Genomic DNA, 14,612 nt, shown 5'->3' with positions numbered 1-14,612 from the left:
TCTTTCTAGCTAAGATCAAAAAGAGCGAGTGAATACTCGCTCTTTTCTATTAGATAACAACCTATTAGGACAAGAAGAACTTGTATGAAGGGTTATCTGTCTCGTCTTTGCATTGGTAGCCTAACTCACGCAGATGGGTTGAGAATTGTGCGAGGTCGTCATCACTCAATTCAAATCCACATAGAACGCGACCATAATCAGCACCGTGGTTACGGTAGTTGAACAGGCTGATGTTCCAGTGTGTCCCAAGCGTATCTAGGAACTTGATCAGAGCGCCTGGGTATTCTGGGAATTCAAAGCTATACAAACGCTCTTTTATTGGTTTTGAGGGCTTACCACCAATCATATAACGGATATGCAGCTTCGCCATCTCATCATCAGAAAGGTCAACCACTGGGTAACCCCCTTCACGAAGATCAGAGATGATATTATCCAGCTCTTCCTGTCCGCCATTGAGACGAACACCTACGAAGATATTGGCTAAGCTGTCATCGTTATGACGGTAGTTGAACTCAGTGACAGCTCGGCCACCAATAATATTACAGAATTCTAGGAATGCACCTTGACGTTCAGGTATGGTCACGGCAAGCAAGCCTTCTCGCTTCTCACCTAGCTCACAACGCTCCGACACATAACGCAAACCATGGAAGTTGGTGTTAGCGCCAGACAATACCGTCGCCAACTGCTTGTCTTGCAGTTGGTTCTGCTCAGCAAACTTCTTCAAGCCGGCCAGTGCCAATGCACCTGAGGGTTCGGCAATCGCGCGCGTGTCTTCAAAGATGTCTTTTACTGCAGAGCAGATCTCATCACTAGAAACGGCAATGTGGCCATCGATGTATTGCTGGCACAGACGGAAGGTCTCTTCACCAATACGTTTAACCGCAACGCCATCGGCAAACATGCTGACTTGATCCAGTACCACGGGTTCACCAGCATCTAGTGCTGCTTTGAGACAAGAAGAGTCTTCTGGTTCTACTGCGATAACTTTAATCTCTGGCATTAGCTGTTTAACCAGCACAGCAACACCTGCCGCTAGACCACCACCACCGACAGGTACAAAGATGTAATCTAGGTGACCATTCTGCTGCAGCATCTCCATGCCCATAGTGCCTTGTCCCGCGATCACCAACGGGTGATCGAATGGAGGCACAAAGGTATAGCCATGTTCAGCGGAAAGGCGTTCTGCTTCTGCTTTAGCTTCGTCAAAGTTGCTGCCGTGCAGAACCACGTTGCCACCGAAACCACGTACCGCATCGACCTTAATGTCTGGGGTGGTTTTTGGCATTACAATCGTGGTCTGGATACCTAGCTTAGAGCCAGATAGCGCCATACCTTGAGCGTGGTTACCCGCCGAGGCTGCAATCACGCCAGAGGCTTTCTGCTGCTCAGACAGGCTAGATACCATGTTATAGGCACCGCGTAGCTTGAATGAGTGTACCGGCTGACGGTCTTCACGTTTAAGCTGAACCTGATTACCAATACGCGCACTCAGGCGTGGCATCTCTTGCAGCGGCGTAACGATAGCCGCTTCATAAACCGGCGCTCTTAATATCTGGCGCAGATAATCTGCACCAGATTGTAGATGGGGCGTTGAGGTGTCATCACTCATAGATTAGCCCTCAAGCTTCGACTTATCGCGCACTGCGCCTTTGTCTGCACTGGTTGCCATGCTTGCGTATGCTTTAAGGGCGAATGACACTTCACGTTGGCGATCGGCTGGTTTCCAACCTAGTTCATCCTGTTTTGCACGACGAGCAGCAAGTTCTTCTTCTGACACGTCTAATGAGATTGAACGGCTAGGGATATCGATCGTGATGATGTCGCCATCTTGGACAAGGCCGATGGTACCGCCACTTGCGGCTTCTGGAGAGGCGTGACCAATAGATAGACCAGACGTACCACCAGAGAAACGACCGTCCGTTAGCAGTGCACAAGACTTGCCTAGACCCATAGACTTCAGGTAAGTCGTTGGGTATAGCATCTCTTGCATACCTGGGCCACCTTTAGGGCCTTCGTAGCGGATAACAACCACTTCACCGGCTTTCACTTTACCACCTAGGATGCCTTCTACCGCTGTATCTTGGCTTTCGAATACGATAGCTGGGCCTTGGAACTTGAGGTTTTCTTCATCGACACCTGCTGTTTTAACGATACAGCCGTCAACCGCGATGTTACCTGAAAGAACGGCTAGGCCACCCTCTTGGCTAAATGCGTTCTCTTTTGAGCGGATACAACCATCGGTGCGATCGTCATCAAGGCGATCCCAGCGGCAATCTTGAGAGAAGGCTTGGGTTGTACGGATACCAGCAGGGCCCGCACGGAAGAACTTAAGAACGTCTTCATTCTCGGTTTGCATGATGTCGTATTCAGCCAGCTGCTCTTGCATTGTCATACCAAGAACAGTACTTGTTGAACCATTGAGTAGGCCTGCACGGTCTAGCTCACCCAGAATCGCCATCACACCACCTGCGCGGTGTACGTCTTCCATGTGGTATTTCTGAGTTGATGGCGCCACTTTACATAGGTGAGGAACGCGACGTGACATTTCATCGATATCGTTCATGTCAAAGTCGACTTCGCCTTCTTGCGCTGCTGCGAGAAGGTGAAGAACCGTGTTACTAGAGCCACCCATAGCGATATCTAGTGCCATCGCGTTTTCAAAGGCTGCGCGGTTAGCAATATTGCGCGGCAGTGCTGATTCGTCGCCTTGATCGTAGTAGCGCTTAGTCAGTTCAACAACACGCTTACCTGCGTTGATGAACAGCTGCTCACGGTCAGCGTGGGTTGCTAGCATTGAGCCGTTACCTGGTTGAGATAGACCTAGAGCTTCAGTTAGACAGTTCATTGAGTTTGCTGTGAACATACCCGAACAAGAGCCACAAGTTGGACAAGCTGAACGCTCGATCTGTTCGCTCTGCTCATCTGAAACCGTTGGATCGGCACCTTGGATCATCGCATCAACAAGGTCTAGCTTGATGATCTGATCAGAAAGCTTGGTTTTACCTGCTTCCATTGGGCCACCTGAAACAAAGATTACAGGGATGTTGAGGCGCATAGCCGCCATCATCATTCCCGGAGTGATTTTGTCACAGTTAGAGATACATACCATCGCATCGGCACAGTGTGCATTAACCATGTACTCTACAGAGTCCGCGATCAATTCACGTGAAGGCAATGAGTAAAGCATGCCGCCGTGACCCATCGCGATGCCGTCATCAACCGCAATGGTATTGAATTCTTTAGCGATACCGCCCGCTTTTTCGATTTCACCCGCGACCAGCTGCCCCATGTCTTTTAGGTGAACGTGGCCTGGAACAAATTGAGTGAATGAGTTTACAACCGCGATGATTGGCTTACCGAAGTCATCATCTTTTACACCCGTTGCACGCCAAAGGGCACGAGCACCCGCCATGTTGCGGCCGTGAGTGGTAGTTGCGCTGCGATATTTGATTTTTGGAGCCGAAGACATTTGCTACTTCCTTATAAATTATTGAGCTGAAGGTGCTTGTTCTGGGTAAACGTAATCCAACCAGCCCCACTTATCTTCGGTGGTGCCGTTGAATAGGCCAAAGTAAAGGTCTTGCATTACTTTAGTGATTGGGCCGCGTTTACCACAACCGACTTCAATCTTATCAACTGTACGTACTGGCACGATTTCGGCTGCAGTACCCGTCATGAATATTTCATCCGCTAGGTAAAGCGCTTCACGTGCAATATTCGCTTCACGAACTTCATAGCCGCGATCGCGTGCCAGAGTCATGATGCTGTCGCGTGTAATACCAGGCAGGATTGCGCTGGTCGCTGGTGGTGTAGTGATCACGCCATCTTTCACGACAAAGATGTTCTCACCGGCACCTTCTGAAAGGTAACCATCAACACTCAGTGCGATACCCTCATCATAGCCATGGCGACGAGCTTCACCACCAACCAGTAGTGATGATAGGTAGTTACCGCCCGCTTTTGCTGCTGTTGGGATGGTGTTAGGCGCTGCACGATTCCAGCTTGAAATCATCGCATCTACGCCATTTTCTAGTGCTTCTTCACCTAGGTATGAACCCCATGGGAAGGCCGCGATGATGAGGTCCATTTCCGTGTTTTCTGGTGGACATACACCCAGACCAACGTTACCGACAAAACCAAGAGGGCGGATGTAGGCAGATTCTAGTTTGTTCTGACGCAGTGTTTCGCGTGTTGCTTCCATGATCTGCTCTTCCGTGTAAGGAATTGGGAAGCGGTAGATCTTCGCTGAGTCTTTTAGGCGCTTAGCGTGCTCTGGGTGACGGAAAATGATTGGGCCATTTGGTGTGTTGTAGCAACGAACGCCTTCAAATACTGAAGTGCCGTAGTGCATAGCATGAGTTAAGACGTGAACGTTCGCCTCAGCCCAAGGAACCATCTCGCCATTAAACCAAATGTAGTCTGCTGTTTTTGCTGTCATGTTTGCGCTTCCTTATGCACCAATCTTTTGTTGTAAATTGTTGTTTGGTAGTTCGTTACGGCTAATGGAAATCACATCTACCGTGCGTACATCCCATAGCTTTTCAATCTGATTAACCAAGAAAGAGATAGGGCGGTCACTATCTACGATGATCTCAACGCTCGCGATTTTACTTTCGTGGTTTTGCGTCCCTGCAACCTGCTTAACAATAAAGCCGCGGTGGCGAATGACACGAAGAACACGCTCTAACAGTACCGGTTTATCGTCGGCTTTGATGTCTAGTAAATATCTTTCCATGTTACGTGTTCTCCAACATATCACTATTTGATGCACCAGGTGGTACAAGTGGCCATACGTTTTCTTCTTCGTCGATCAGGACATGCAGAAGGTAAGCGGTTTTGCTCTCAAGCATCTCTTTAATCGCAGGCTCAACCTCTTCCTTTTTGGTGATGGTTTTGCCCGGAATATCGAAGGCTTTCGCTAGCATTACGAAATCTGGGTTGTCATCAAGAATGGTTTCACTGTGGCGACCATCGAAGAACAGGGATTGCCACTGACGTACCATGCCGAGACGTGAGTTGTTGAGTAGCACCATCTTCACTGGGATCTGACGACGTTTAAGCGTACCTAGCTCCTGAACGTTCATCATGAATGAACCATCACCAGAGATCAGAATCGACTGGTCATCAGGTCGAGCAACAGCTGCTCCCATCGCTGCAGGTAGACCAAACCCCATCGTGCCTAAGCCCGCTGAGGTGATGAAGTTCTGTGGGTCACGCGGTTGAATGTGCTGAGCCGCCCACATCTGGTGCTGACCAACGTCGGTCGAGACAATCGAGCTATCCGGCATCATGTCAGAAAGCTGTTTAAGTAGCAGTGGTGCGAAGATTGGATCGCCTGGATGGTCATAGCGCCATTTGAATGTACTGCGTAAGCTCTCTGAGTGATGAACCCAAGGGCTGATGTCTTGAGTTAACTCTAACTGTGGAAGAATGGTGTTGATGTCGCCGCGCAGTGGCGCGTGTGCATGACGCAGCTTATGGATCTCTGCCGCATCGATATCGATGTGAATCACCTTAGCATGCGGTGCAAAGGTATCCAGCTTGCCTGTCACTCGGTCATCGAAGCGTGCACCGACTACGATAAGTAGGTCGGATTCTTGAACGACTAAGTTCGCCGCTTTGGTACCGTGCATGCCTAGCATGCCTAAATAGTGTGGGTCATTGCGCTCAATAGTCCCCAAGCCTTTCAGTGTACTCACTGCTGGCATTGGATTAAGGCGTAAGAACTCACGAACGGAGTCGGTTGCTTTTGCCAACTGAACGCCACCACCTACGTAAAGTACAGGGCGGGTCGCTTGAGAAAGTACTTGTTGTGCGGTCTCGATTGCTTCTTGTGGCGCTACTGGTATTGCTGGTGGCGTGAAAGAAGGGAGAACTTCGACTGGCGCTTCAGCAAGTTGTACATCTTTAGCGATATCAACGATAACTGGACCAGGACGACCAGTTTTCGCTACTTCAAAGGCCTCTGCCAAGGTTGGGGCGAGGTCTTCAATATCGGTAACGAGGTAGCTGTGCTTGGTACAAGAGAGAGACATACCAATCACATCCATTTCTTGGAAGGCATCAGTACCAATGTGGGAGCTAGCGACTTGGCCAGTAATGGCGACGAGGGGGATGGAGTCCATAAATGCATCGGCAAGGCCGGTGACTAGGTTAGTGGCGCCTGGACCAGAGGTCGCCATACATACTGCAACATCCTGAGTGGCTCTTGCCATTCCTATGGCAGCCATTGCAGCACCTTGCTCGTGACGACATAGGATGTGTTCCACTCCACCGTCGTACAATGCATCGTAGATTGGCATTATGGCACCGCCTGGATAACCAAATACCGTGTCTATACCTTGCTGCTTCAAAGCGGATACGACTAATTCTGCACCTTTCATCGTAAATCCCCCTGGTTACCGGTATTTTGGTAACTATTTCTTTTGTTGCTGCACATCGTGTGCTCCCATTCTTCCTGTCTATCGGCGTAGCCGAAAATGCTTCAAAATATAAAAATCGAATCTATAAATTAGAAAAAACCCCCGGACTTGTCAGTGCGGGGGTTTTAAAAATTTGTGGCTATTTTTTATCCACACGCCCCCGCGTCGTCATAATAATGACCACGATAATCAGGTTAATCAGTGCGTAAAGGCGTGTGTTTAGTGTCATAAAATCCGAGCTTTCTCGTCGATTGTCGTATGTAAAACCATCTATCTCTAGTGTTATCACATAAAACTGTTTCATGACAAGCAAAATGTCATTCTTTTTTCACATTAAAAACTCATTCCACCAAGCTATATAACATCCTTATAGCTTTGGTGAGGAACTAATACCCAAGCTGAATACTTTTAAATCAATAACAAAGGAAAGCTATGGGACTCGCAATTATTCATAGTCGCGCCAGCGTAGGAGTGGAAGCGCCTGCGGTCACTGTTGAGGTGCATATTAGTAACGGAATGCCGGGGTTCTCTTTGGTGGGATTACCAGAGACCACGGTGAAAGAGTCTAAAGACCGTGTACGCAGTGCGATCATCAACTCACGGTTCGAATTTCCAGCAAAGCGTATCACAGTCAATCTTGCTCCCGCTGATCTGCCCAAAGAGGGAGGGCGGTTTGACTTGCCAATTGCGTTGGGTATTTTAGTCGCCTCTGAGCAGTTGCCTGAAACCAAAGTATTGAGCCATGAGTTCATAGGAGAGCTCGCCTTGTCTGGTGAATTGCGCAGGGTTAAGGGAGTATTGCCCGCAACATTGGCGTGCGATAAGGCGAGTCGTGCGTTGGTGGTGCCCCATGATAACGGTGAGCAAGCTGCTTTGGTTGGGCAAGGGGAACACAAGTCAGCTCAAACATTACTGGAGGTGTGTGGTTATCTTTGTGGTCAAAGCACATTGAACTTAAATGACGTATCTGAGCCTCGACATCAACAAAGTATGACTCGAGATCTGCAAGATATTATTGGTCAACAACAAGGGAAGCGAGCTCTAGAGATTGCGGCTGCTGGCAATCATAACTTACTGTTTTTAGGCCCACCCGGCACGGGCAAGACCATGCTTGCTTCACGCCTTTGTGATCTGTTGCCTGAGATGAGTGATGATGAGGCAATGGAGACGGCTTCGGTGGCGTCACTTACCCAACAAGAGATCAATCAGCACAACTGGAAGCTGCGCCCGTTTCGTTCCCCTCATCACTCCAGCTCTATGGCAGCTTTAGTAGGGGGCGGCTCGATCCCAAGGCCGGGAGAGATCTCGCTGGCGCATAATGGGTTGTTGTTCCTTGATGAGATGCCGGAGTTTGAGCGAAAGGTCCTTGATTCATTGCGAGAGCCTTTGGAGTCGGGAGAGATCATCATCTCACGTGCGGCGGGAAAGACTCGTTTCCCTGCGCGTTTTCAGCTAGTTGGCGCGTTGAATCCAAGCCCGACGGGATACTATGAAGGTAATCAAGCACGAGCGAATCCACAGATTATTTTGCGTTATTTGAATCGGCTCTCTGGTCCGCTCTTAGACCGTTTCGACATGTCGTTGGAGATCCCGCTTTTGCCCAAAGGTATGCTCGCTGAGGGGGGCGATCGAGGTGAAGGGACACAGGTTGTTAAGCAGCGTGTAGTTCAGGCAAGGTCAGTGATGGTAGCGCGAGGGGGAAAACCCAATGCACTGCTGGGCAGTCGAGAAATTGAAAAGCATTGCCCGCTCGATAAACAAGATGCTCAATTTTTGGAGACGGCGCTGCATCGGCTGGGTTTATCGATTCGTGCTTACCATCGCATCATCAAAGTCGCGCGTACAATAGCGGATCTTGAAGGGAGCGAACAAATTCACAAGAAGCACCTTTCAGAGGCGCTGGGGTATCGAGCGATGGATAGGTTGTTGAAGCAGTTGACGGCACAAGCGGTATAGCCACTAAATTGGCTATACCGAAGTACATGGATTAGAACTTGTAGTTCATACCAACAGAAACGATGTATTGAGACTCATCGTAGAAAGTAATGTTGGAATCACTGGTGCCGTAGCCTGCCAATGAAATGAATGACCAGTTGTCCCAGTTCATGAACTTTTCGTATTCATAAGCAGCAAACAGGTTGATGTTGTCGTCACTACGGACGGTGTTGTTGTACAGGGAATTACCACCGTCGTAATCTCGTTGGTTATAGCCTGCTGTAAGCACGTATTGATGGCGCCCTGCTACGCCAAATAGGCTAACCTCTGCACCAATTTGATCATAAGACTCTGCACTGCCATCAGCATCTCGGGTTTGGTAGATGATGGATGGAACAAGCATTAAGCTGCGACTAAGAGGTTGTCGATACTGACCTTTTAGATAGAGAGTATTCCCATCACGCTTGAGTTCATCAGGTACGTCATCTTGCTCAACATCCCTGGTCGCGTAGGCCATATCAAGTGAGAATGGTGAGCCGGCAATACTGCTTAGTTTCAAACGAAAGGCGTTACCCTTCTCGTCAGTTTTTGAACGTGGGCCTGTGGTGTTATATGGGTCAGCCCAAGTCTCGCCGGACATGATGGTTGGCAGAACTGAAGCATCAATCACCATTCCCGATTGCAGCTGATATTTATAACCGACTTCGAGTACAACGGTACCTGTCGCTACGTCATCTCGCGCAGTACCTGTATAAACTTGATGATTTAGGCGTTCACCAAAGGTGTAAGCAATGTTGCCCAGTGGTGCCACCAAGAAGGAGCTTTCAGAGGAGGCTTCTTGTGTATTCGAGGTGATAGTGTTATCGCCATCGGTATTAAAGTTTGAAGTAGACGAGGTAACTCCGGCATTGATGGAGACTTCACCGCTGAAGCCTTGTTCATCGGCCAATTTGGCAAAAGCAGGGGTTGCTGCAATGCTCAACGCTATTAACGTAATCTTGAATTTCATTCGCGGGGCTCCTTGCCCAACCTGTTAGTGTGTAGTGAAAAGCTATAGATAACCCAAATACTAAAAGGTTCCTGATTAATTTTTTATCAATGATGCTTTTTGAGCATAGCAAAAAAAAGGAAGCCGAAGCTCCCTTTTATCAATGATTTACTTCTTCAATAAGAAGTTAACCAATGCAAAGTACTCATCTAAAGAGTTGATACCTTGTGCATCGACTAGGTAGCGGTTGTTAACCACAACGGCTGGTACGCCCGATAGGCCGCTGTCTTTGAATGCTTTGTCAAAGCGACGAACCATAGAGTCAACGGCGAAGCCTTTATATGCAGCATCAAATTTCTTCGCATCAACACCTTCGTCTAGGAAGATTTGACGCAACTCTTCTTCATCACGCGGTGCTTTGTTCATGTTGTGGATGCGGTTAAACATCACTGGAACCATTTTGTCTTCAACTTTTAGAGCAATCATAGTCGCGTATGCTTTGCTCATTGGTTTACCCATCGCACCACCCATAAAGGATACGTGGTTCTTCTGAAGCTTAACGCCTTCAGGCAGCTGTTTTTTTAGCTGCTGAATAATTGGTTCGAAGCTATTACAGTGCGGGCAGTAGAATGAGAAAAACTCAGTAACCACGGGTTTTTTTGAAGGCTCTAGATCTAGAACTTTGTAGTGCTCACCTTCGTTAAACTGCGCTGCATGAGCTGATAAGCTCAGCATAACTAATGAGAAAAATGCGAATAGCTTTTTCATTTATTCAATCTCCATTATGTTTGAATTTTTTGTTTGCTATCAGTGTTGCCTTACCACTGAGGCATTAACGAAAGTGGTGGCTCCTGTAGGGTAGCAATCTGCTCTTTACAAGCAAGTACTTGTTGCTCCCAGTATTTCGGGTCATTAAACCATGGGAAGGCCAGAGGAAACGCTGGATCGTCCCACCGCTTAGCTAACCATGCCATGTAATGCACCATACGTAGACCGCGCAGTGGTTCAATAAGTTTCAATTCTGCGCTGTTAAAGTCGCAGAACTCTTGATAAGCCTCTAAAAGAATATCGAGCTGCATCAGTTTATCTTGGCGTTCACCACTGAGGAGCATCCATAGATCTTGAACCGCTGGACCATTGCGCGCATCGTCAAGATCGACAAACATCGGCCCATCACGCCATAAAATATTGCCTGGGTGACAATCGCCATGTAGGCGAATAATTTTACTTGAGTCAGACCACTGTTCTTCGAGTGCCTTAATCAACATATCGAGATCATTGAAGAAAGCCGATTCGATGTGTGCTGGTATAAAGCGTGAATTCTCTAAGATCTTGCGTGGTTGATGTAGGTATTCATCAAGGCTGATGGTTGGTCGGTGTTGAAATAGCTTTTCAGAACTTGCTTTGTGAATACGCCCGAGAAAACGACCTACGCCTTCCAACTGATCCAGGTTATCCACTTCGTATTGACGACCTCCGACACTATCAAACAGCGCAAACAGATAGCCTTGATACTCATGCAGAGTTTGACCGTTGATCTTAATCGGCGGTGCGACAGGGATCTCCTGTTCAATGAGATCGAGCGCGAAATCATGCTCTTCTTGAATCTGCTCTTTGGTCCAACGCTGTGGGCGGTAGAACTTCACAACATAGCGCTTACGGTCTTCATCGCTAAATTGATAGACGCGGTTTTCGTAGCTATTGAGCGCCAAAAGGCCTGACTCGGCACGAACTCCAATACTTTCGAGGGCGTACCACATGAAATCAGGCGTCAGGTTGTCAAAGTTAAAAGCTTGTTCGGTCATAAAAATAAAAAAGGCTCATTACTGAGCCTTTTTCCATTGATTGGTTGAAATACCAAGTGGTCACCCACTAGATATTAGAGCTTCTTGATAAAGCGGCTTTCAACTTCCATCGTAAACTCTTCATTATCCGAGAGTATAAACTGAATTGTCGAAACTGGTGAGCTGAGTTTTTCTGGATCGGCTCCCAAGCTGATTGGTAGGTTCAATACTTCGCCTGGGTCGACAGCAACAGTCTGCTTACCATACCAGATAGCTTCAGGTAACCCGCTAACACTTAAATCGTACTCTTGAACCTGTTGGGTTTTGTTGATGATTTTGAGCGTGTAGGTGTTCTCAACAAAGCCTTGAGTGTTGATTCTGAATAGTTGGTTGCGGTCACGAAGCACAGTTAAGCCAGCTGGATCGACACTTGCAACCTGAACAAAGAACAAACCAATCATCAGTAGTAGCACGCCACCGTAACCCAATAGTTTCGGTCGCATTACTTTAGTATTGTGACCTTCCAGGCGGTGTTCTGTCGTGTAGTTGATCAGCCCTTTCTCATATCCCATGCGATCCATAGTTTGGTCACAGGCATCGATACAAGCGCCACAGTTAATACACTCATATTGCAGGCCGTCACGGATATCGATACCAGTCGGACATACCTGAACACACAAGTTACAGTCGATACAGTCACCCAAGCCCAGTGTTTTAGGGTCGGCTTTGCGTGAACGAGGGCCACGGCTTTCACCACGCTCTGTGTCATAGCCAACGATAAAGGTATCTTTATCAAACATCGCAGATTGGAAACGAGCATACGGACACATGTGTAGACATACGATTGAACGCATCCAACCCGCATTAGCGTAGGTACAGCCAGCGAAGAACAGCACCCAAAATACAGGCCAGAACGAAGCGTCAAAGGTGAAGAAACCAACGACTAGTTCTTTAACAGGAATAAAGTAACCAACAAAGGTGAGACCTGTTGCTAAGGCAATTGCCCACCAAGCGATGTGCTTAATGGTCTTACGCATCATTAGATTCGGTGTGAGTTTGCCTGAGTCTTGCTTCTTACGTTTGTTGGCAGAACCCTCGAGTTTCTCTTCAAACCAGATGTACATAAAGGTCCAAACGGTTTGCGGACACAAATAGCCACACCAAACCCGGCCTAAAAAGGTGGTAATAAAGAACAGGCCGAAAGCCGCGATCATGAATAGAATCGCCAGCAGGGTGAGATCCTGAGGGTAGAGCGTGGTACCAAAGAAATTAAACTGCTGATTACCAATATCGAGCAGTATGGCTTGTCGCTCTCCAAACGGTATCCACGGGATCAGCGCAAACAATAGCAGTAGAAACCAGCCACCATAGCGGCGCAGTTGTTGGAACTTACCCTTGCTTTCACGCACGTAGATGCGGTTATTGGGGTTAAATCGATCTCCATTACCTTTATGTGTCTTGGGATTAAAGGTTTTAGGAGTCACATCTTTGATATCGATTTTATCCTGACTCATGGACTATCCTTTTGATGGTATAGGTACCCTTTCTTGGTGTGGGCACTTTATGACATTGCTTTAAGTAACTCTGCGGGAGAATCTTGCATACCGTAGCTTTGGTATATCACTGGACCCTATACACGCTACTCTTATTTTAGAAGATTCTTATGGGAGGCGATTATAGCGACAATACTGTTCTCATTTCTTTAACGCTATCAACCTTTAGCAACAAAACTCATAACAGTTGTGACGAAAAAATAGCGAACAGAAACAAAAAAGCGACCGAATGGTCGCCTTTAAATGAGTTGAGCTGAAACTGAGTGGGACTAGATGATGCCGCGTGCTTTTAGGATTGCAGTTTTGAAATCGTCTTCTTGGTCTTTTTTCAGGCCAGGAATCATCTCGTCTTTTTGGCTGTTACGCATCTTAAGGTGGTAGATCAGTACGTCATCGGTGAGATCTTCCAGTTTACCTTCGTAGCCTGCCTCTTTAGATAGCTTAATAATGAATTCGAGCAGGTTTAGCTCTTGGTCTTTTTGCCACTCAGGCTCCATTAGCTCGATCAGCTCTTCAATGCGATGGCATTTCATTTTTTATTCTCCACAAATTTTATAATGATTTGCAGTAAAGGTATCAAATCGGATACGGAATACCAATCCAACAGGCAAGAAAAAAGCGCAGTAAAAACTGCGCTTTTTGTTATGCGGCTTTAATTACTTTTGCAGAGCTAGACGTAAGCAGAGCAGTCTTCTCAACAAGAGTCATTGTTGGTGCCACTTTCTTTGCCGTTGGAGCAGCTACAAAGCCACTACGACGACGCATCGCACTACGGTTGGTGTGCGAAAACCTGACAGCTGTTGGTCGCATTGAGTTACCTAACGGTCAGGCATATCCATTGCCAATTTAATGGCCTGATCCAAAATGAGCTGCGCTTTAATTGCTTAAAGTTAGGCTCGTCTGGCTTTCGCCAATCCAATCATGAATCAGGATAATGATATGCGTGCATATCAATAACAGATTATCATCATCTGGTTGAACGATCGATGCTTGTTGGAAAAATACCCGCCAATAACAGCTAAAATTGTGTGAGCAGTATATTTGAGTTTGAACCTCTTTCAGGCTTAAGATGGTGCTTTAAAGGAGGTGCATATGTCGTTCTTAAAGAAAACGCTAGCAAGTTTTGGTATTGGATCGGCGAAGGTAGATTCAGTACTGCAGCAAGAAGTGCTTTACCCAGGCCGTAAAGCCAACATTATTGTGCACGTTTACGGTGGCTCTCAACCTCAAGATATCGATAACATCGACCTCAACTTGTGCTGCCGTTACATCAAGGAAGTTCCTATTAACCCCGATAAGCAAGATCGAGGTCAGACGCGTCGCGTTCATCAAACATACTCACTGGCGAAGTGGAGTCTGCCTTATGCCTTCACGATTGAGCCGGGCGAAACGCGTGATTTCGAGTGCGAGTTTGATGTTCCACTCAATACGCCGGTCACCATTGGTGATGCGAAAGTGTGGTTGGAAACCGGATTAGACATCGCGATGGCAATCGACCCATCTGATAAAGATGTGCTCACGGTACGTCCTGACGAGTTGCTTGATGGCATCTTTAACAAACTTGAAGCCCAAGGCTTACGCATTCGACAAGTCGAGTGTGAAGCGGTAGATGGCTTTGAATTACCGTTTGTTCAAGAGTTTGAGTTCGTACCAACGACCGGGCCCTATCATGGCCGTTGGCGTGAGCTAGAGGTCGTGGCCCATAGAGATGAGCAAGAGCTAAAGATGTGGTTTGAGATCGACCGCAATCGTGATGGCGCTAAAGGTATGTTGGCGAGCCTACTTGGTGTCGGCAAACTCAAACGCCAGCTAAGCATTCCTCTTGATACCTCACCACAGCAAGCCGGTGAGATGGTGATAGAGTATTTGGAAAGCGTCTCTTAGCTCCTTCATCCGACTATAATACGGTGCATAAAAATTTAAGCTTACA

13 protein-coding genes are annotated in these 14,612 nt (G+C 47.5%); 2 read left to right on the top strand and 11 right to left on the bottom strand.

Going from position 1 to position 14,612, the window contains the following annotated elements; translation table 11 throughout:
* Positions 1-64: 64 nt before the first annotated feature.
* The 5 genes from ilvA to ilvG are packed head-to-tail and all read right to left on the bottom strand — an operon-like array spanning position 65 to position 6,383.
* Positions 65-1,609: a threonine ammonia-lyase, biosynthetic gene (gene ilvA, locus L1D60_RS21970; RefSeq protein ID WP_239842986.1), complete on the bottom strand. Its 1,545-nt coding sequence runs from the start codon at positions 1,607-1,609 to the stop codon at positions 65-67.
* A 3-nt stretch (positions 1,610-1,612) separates the two neighbouring features.
* Entirely contained in the window at positions 1,613-3,469 is a 1,857-nt protein-coding gene (gene ilvD, locus L1D60_RS21965; RefSeq protein WP_239842985.1) for a dihydroxy-acid dehydratase, read from the bottom strand.
* Between the two features lie 18 nt (positions 3,470-3,487).
* Positions 3,488-4,438, bottom strand: coding sequence for a branched-chain amino acid transaminase (locus tag L1D60_RS21960; RefSeq protein ID WP_239842984.1), 951 nt, complete (start codon positions 4,436-4,438; stop codon positions 3,488-3,490).
* Between the two features lie 12 nt (positions 4,439-4,450).
* The gene (gene ilvM, locus L1D60_RS21955) at positions 4,451-4,735 is read right to left on the bottom strand and encodes an acetolactate synthase 2 small subunit (protein WP_032548651.1); all 285 of its coding nucleotides are present in this window, start codon (positions 4,733-4,735) and stop codon (positions 4,451-4,453) included.
* 1 nt (position 4,736) lies between these two features.
* Entirely contained in the window at positions 4,737-6,383 is a 1,647-nt protein-coding gene (gene ilvG / locus L1D60_RS21950; RefSeq protein WP_239842983.1) for an acetolactate synthase 2 catalytic subunit, read from the bottom strand.
* 471 nt (positions 6,384-6,854) lie between these two features.
* Here ilvG and L1D60_RS21945 point away from each other — a divergent pair, with 471 nt between their 5' ends.
* Positions 6,855-8,378 (top strand): YifB family Mg chelatase-like AAA ATPase, encoded by a 1,524-nt coding sequence (locus L1D60_RS21945; RefSeq protein WP_239842982.1) that lies wholly within the window; start codon positions 6,855-6,857, stop codon positions 8,376-8,378.
* 31 nt (positions 8,379-8,409) lie between these two features.
* Here L1D60_RS21945 and L1D60_RS21940 read toward each other — a convergent pair whose 3' ends face one another.
* The 6 genes from L1D60_RS21940 to L1D60_RS21915 all read right to left on the bottom strand — a co-directional run bounded on the left by L1D60_RS21940 (position 8,410) and on the right by L1D60_RS21915 (position 13,492).
* Entirely contained in the window at positions 8,410-9,366 is a 957-nt protein-coding gene (locus L1D60_RS21940) for a DUF2860 domain-containing protein (RefSeq protein WP_239842981.1), read from the bottom strand.
* Positions 9,367-9,513: 147 nt separating this feature from the next.
* The gene (locus L1D60_RS21935) at positions 9,514-10,113 is read right to left on the bottom strand and encodes a thiol:disulfide interchange protein DsbA/DsbL (RefSeq protein ID WP_032548655.1); all 600 of its coding nucleotides are present in this window, start codon (positions 10,111-10,113) and stop codon (positions 9,514-9,516) included.
* A 50-nt stretch (positions 10,114-10,163) separates the two neighbouring features.
* Entirely contained in the window at positions 10,164-11,150 is a 987-nt protein-coding gene (locus tag L1D60_RS21930; RefSeq protein WP_239842980.1) for a serine/threonine protein kinase, read from the bottom strand.
* A gap of 74 nt (positions 11,151-11,224) precedes the next feature.
* Positions 11,225-12,643 carry a cytochrome c oxidase accessory protein CcoG gene (ccoG, locus tag L1D60_RS21925; protein WP_239842979.1) on the bottom strand — a complete coding sequence of 473 codons (1,419 nt, stop codon included), beginning with the start codon at positions 12,641-12,643 and terminating at the stop codon, positions 11,225-11,227.
* A 308-nt stretch (positions 12,644-12,951) separates the two neighbouring features.
* The gene (locus tag L1D60_RS21920; RefSeq protein ID WP_032548658.1) at positions 12,952-13,215 is read right to left on the bottom strand and encodes a YihD family protein; all 264 of its coding nucleotides are present in this window, start codon (positions 13,213-13,215) and stop codon (positions 12,952-12,954) included.
* A 109-nt stretch (positions 13,216-13,324) separates the two neighbouring features.
* A complete protein-coding gene (locus tag L1D60_RS21915) occupies positions 13,325-13,492 on the bottom strand; it encodes a hypothetical protein (RefSeq protein WP_239842978.1) in 168 nt (55 codons plus the stop codon).
* Positions 13,493-13,774: 282 nt separating this feature from the next.
* On the opposite strand from L1D60_RS21915, the gene L1D60_RS21910 reads away from it, so the two are divergent.
* Positions 13,775-14,566, top strand: coding sequence for a sporulation protein (locus tag L1D60_RS21910; protein ID WP_239842977.1), 792 nt, complete (start codon positions 13,775-13,777; stop codon positions 14,564-14,566).
* Positions 14,567-14,612: the final 46 nt, after the last annotated feature.

This window comes from Vibrio sp. Isolate30 (genome assembly GCF_022397975.1).
Classification (GTDB): Bacteria; Pseudomonadota; Gammaproteobacteria; order Enterobacterales; family Vibrionaceae; genus Vibrio; species Vibrio fortis.
The sequence above is the reverse complement of the archived record's forward strand: the minus strand, read 5'-3'. Positions and strand labels throughout refer to the sequence as shown.

Excerpts from the sequence above, each read along its gene's own strand:
- ilvG (WP_239842983.1), bottom strand. The coding sequence starts at position 6,383 with ATGAAAGGTGCAGAATTAGTCGTATCCGCTTTGAAGCAGCAAGGTATA.
- L1D60_RS21915 (WP_239842978.1), bottom strand. The coding sequence starts at position 13,492 with ATGCGACCAACAGCTGTCAGGTTTTCGCACACCAACCGTAGTGCGATG.
- ilvM (WP_032548651.1), bottom strand. The coding sequence starts at position 4,735 with ATGGAAAGATATTTACTAGACATCAAAGCCGACGATAAACCGGTACTG.
- ilvD (WP_239842985.1), bottom strand. The coding sequence starts at position 3,469 with ATGTCTTCGGCTCCAAAAATCAAATATCGCAGCGCAACTACCACTCAC.
- L1D60_RS21930 (WP_239842980.1), bottom strand. The coding sequence starts at position 11,150 with ATGACCGAACAAGCTTTTAACTTTGACAACCTGACGCCTGATTTCATG.
- L1D60_RS21945 (WP_239842982.1), top strand. The coding sequence starts at position 6,855 with ATGGGACTCGCAATTATTCATAGTCGCGCCAGCGTAGGAGTGGAAGCG.
- L1D60_RS21910 (WP_239842977.1), top strand. The coding sequence starts at position 13,775 with ATGTCGTTCTTAAAGAAAACGCTAGCAAGTTTTGGTATTGGATCGGCG.
- L1D60_RS21935 (WP_032548655.1), bottom strand. The coding sequence starts at position 10,113 with ATGAAAAAGCTATTCGCATTTTTCTCATTAGTTATGCTGAGCTTATCA.
- ccoG (WP_239842979.1), bottom strand. The coding sequence starts at position 12,643 with ATGAGTCAGGATAAAATCGATATCAAAGATGTGACTCCTAAAACCTTT.
- L1D60_RS21920 (WP_032548658.1), bottom strand. The coding sequence starts at position 13,215 with ATGAAATGCCATCGCATTGAAGAGCTGATCGAGCTAATGGAGCCTGAG.
- L1D60_RS21940 (WP_239842981.1), bottom strand. The coding sequence starts at position 9,366 with ATGAAATTCAAGATTACGTTAATAGCGTTGAGCATTGCAGCAACCCCT.
- L1D60_RS21960 (WP_239842984.1), bottom strand. The coding sequence starts at position 4,438 with ATGACAGCAAAAACAGCAGACTACATTTGGTTTAATGGCGAGATGGTT.
- ilvA (WP_239842986.1), bottom strand. The coding sequence starts at position 1,609 with ATGAGTGATGACACCTCAACGCCCCATCTACAATCTGGTGCAGATTAT.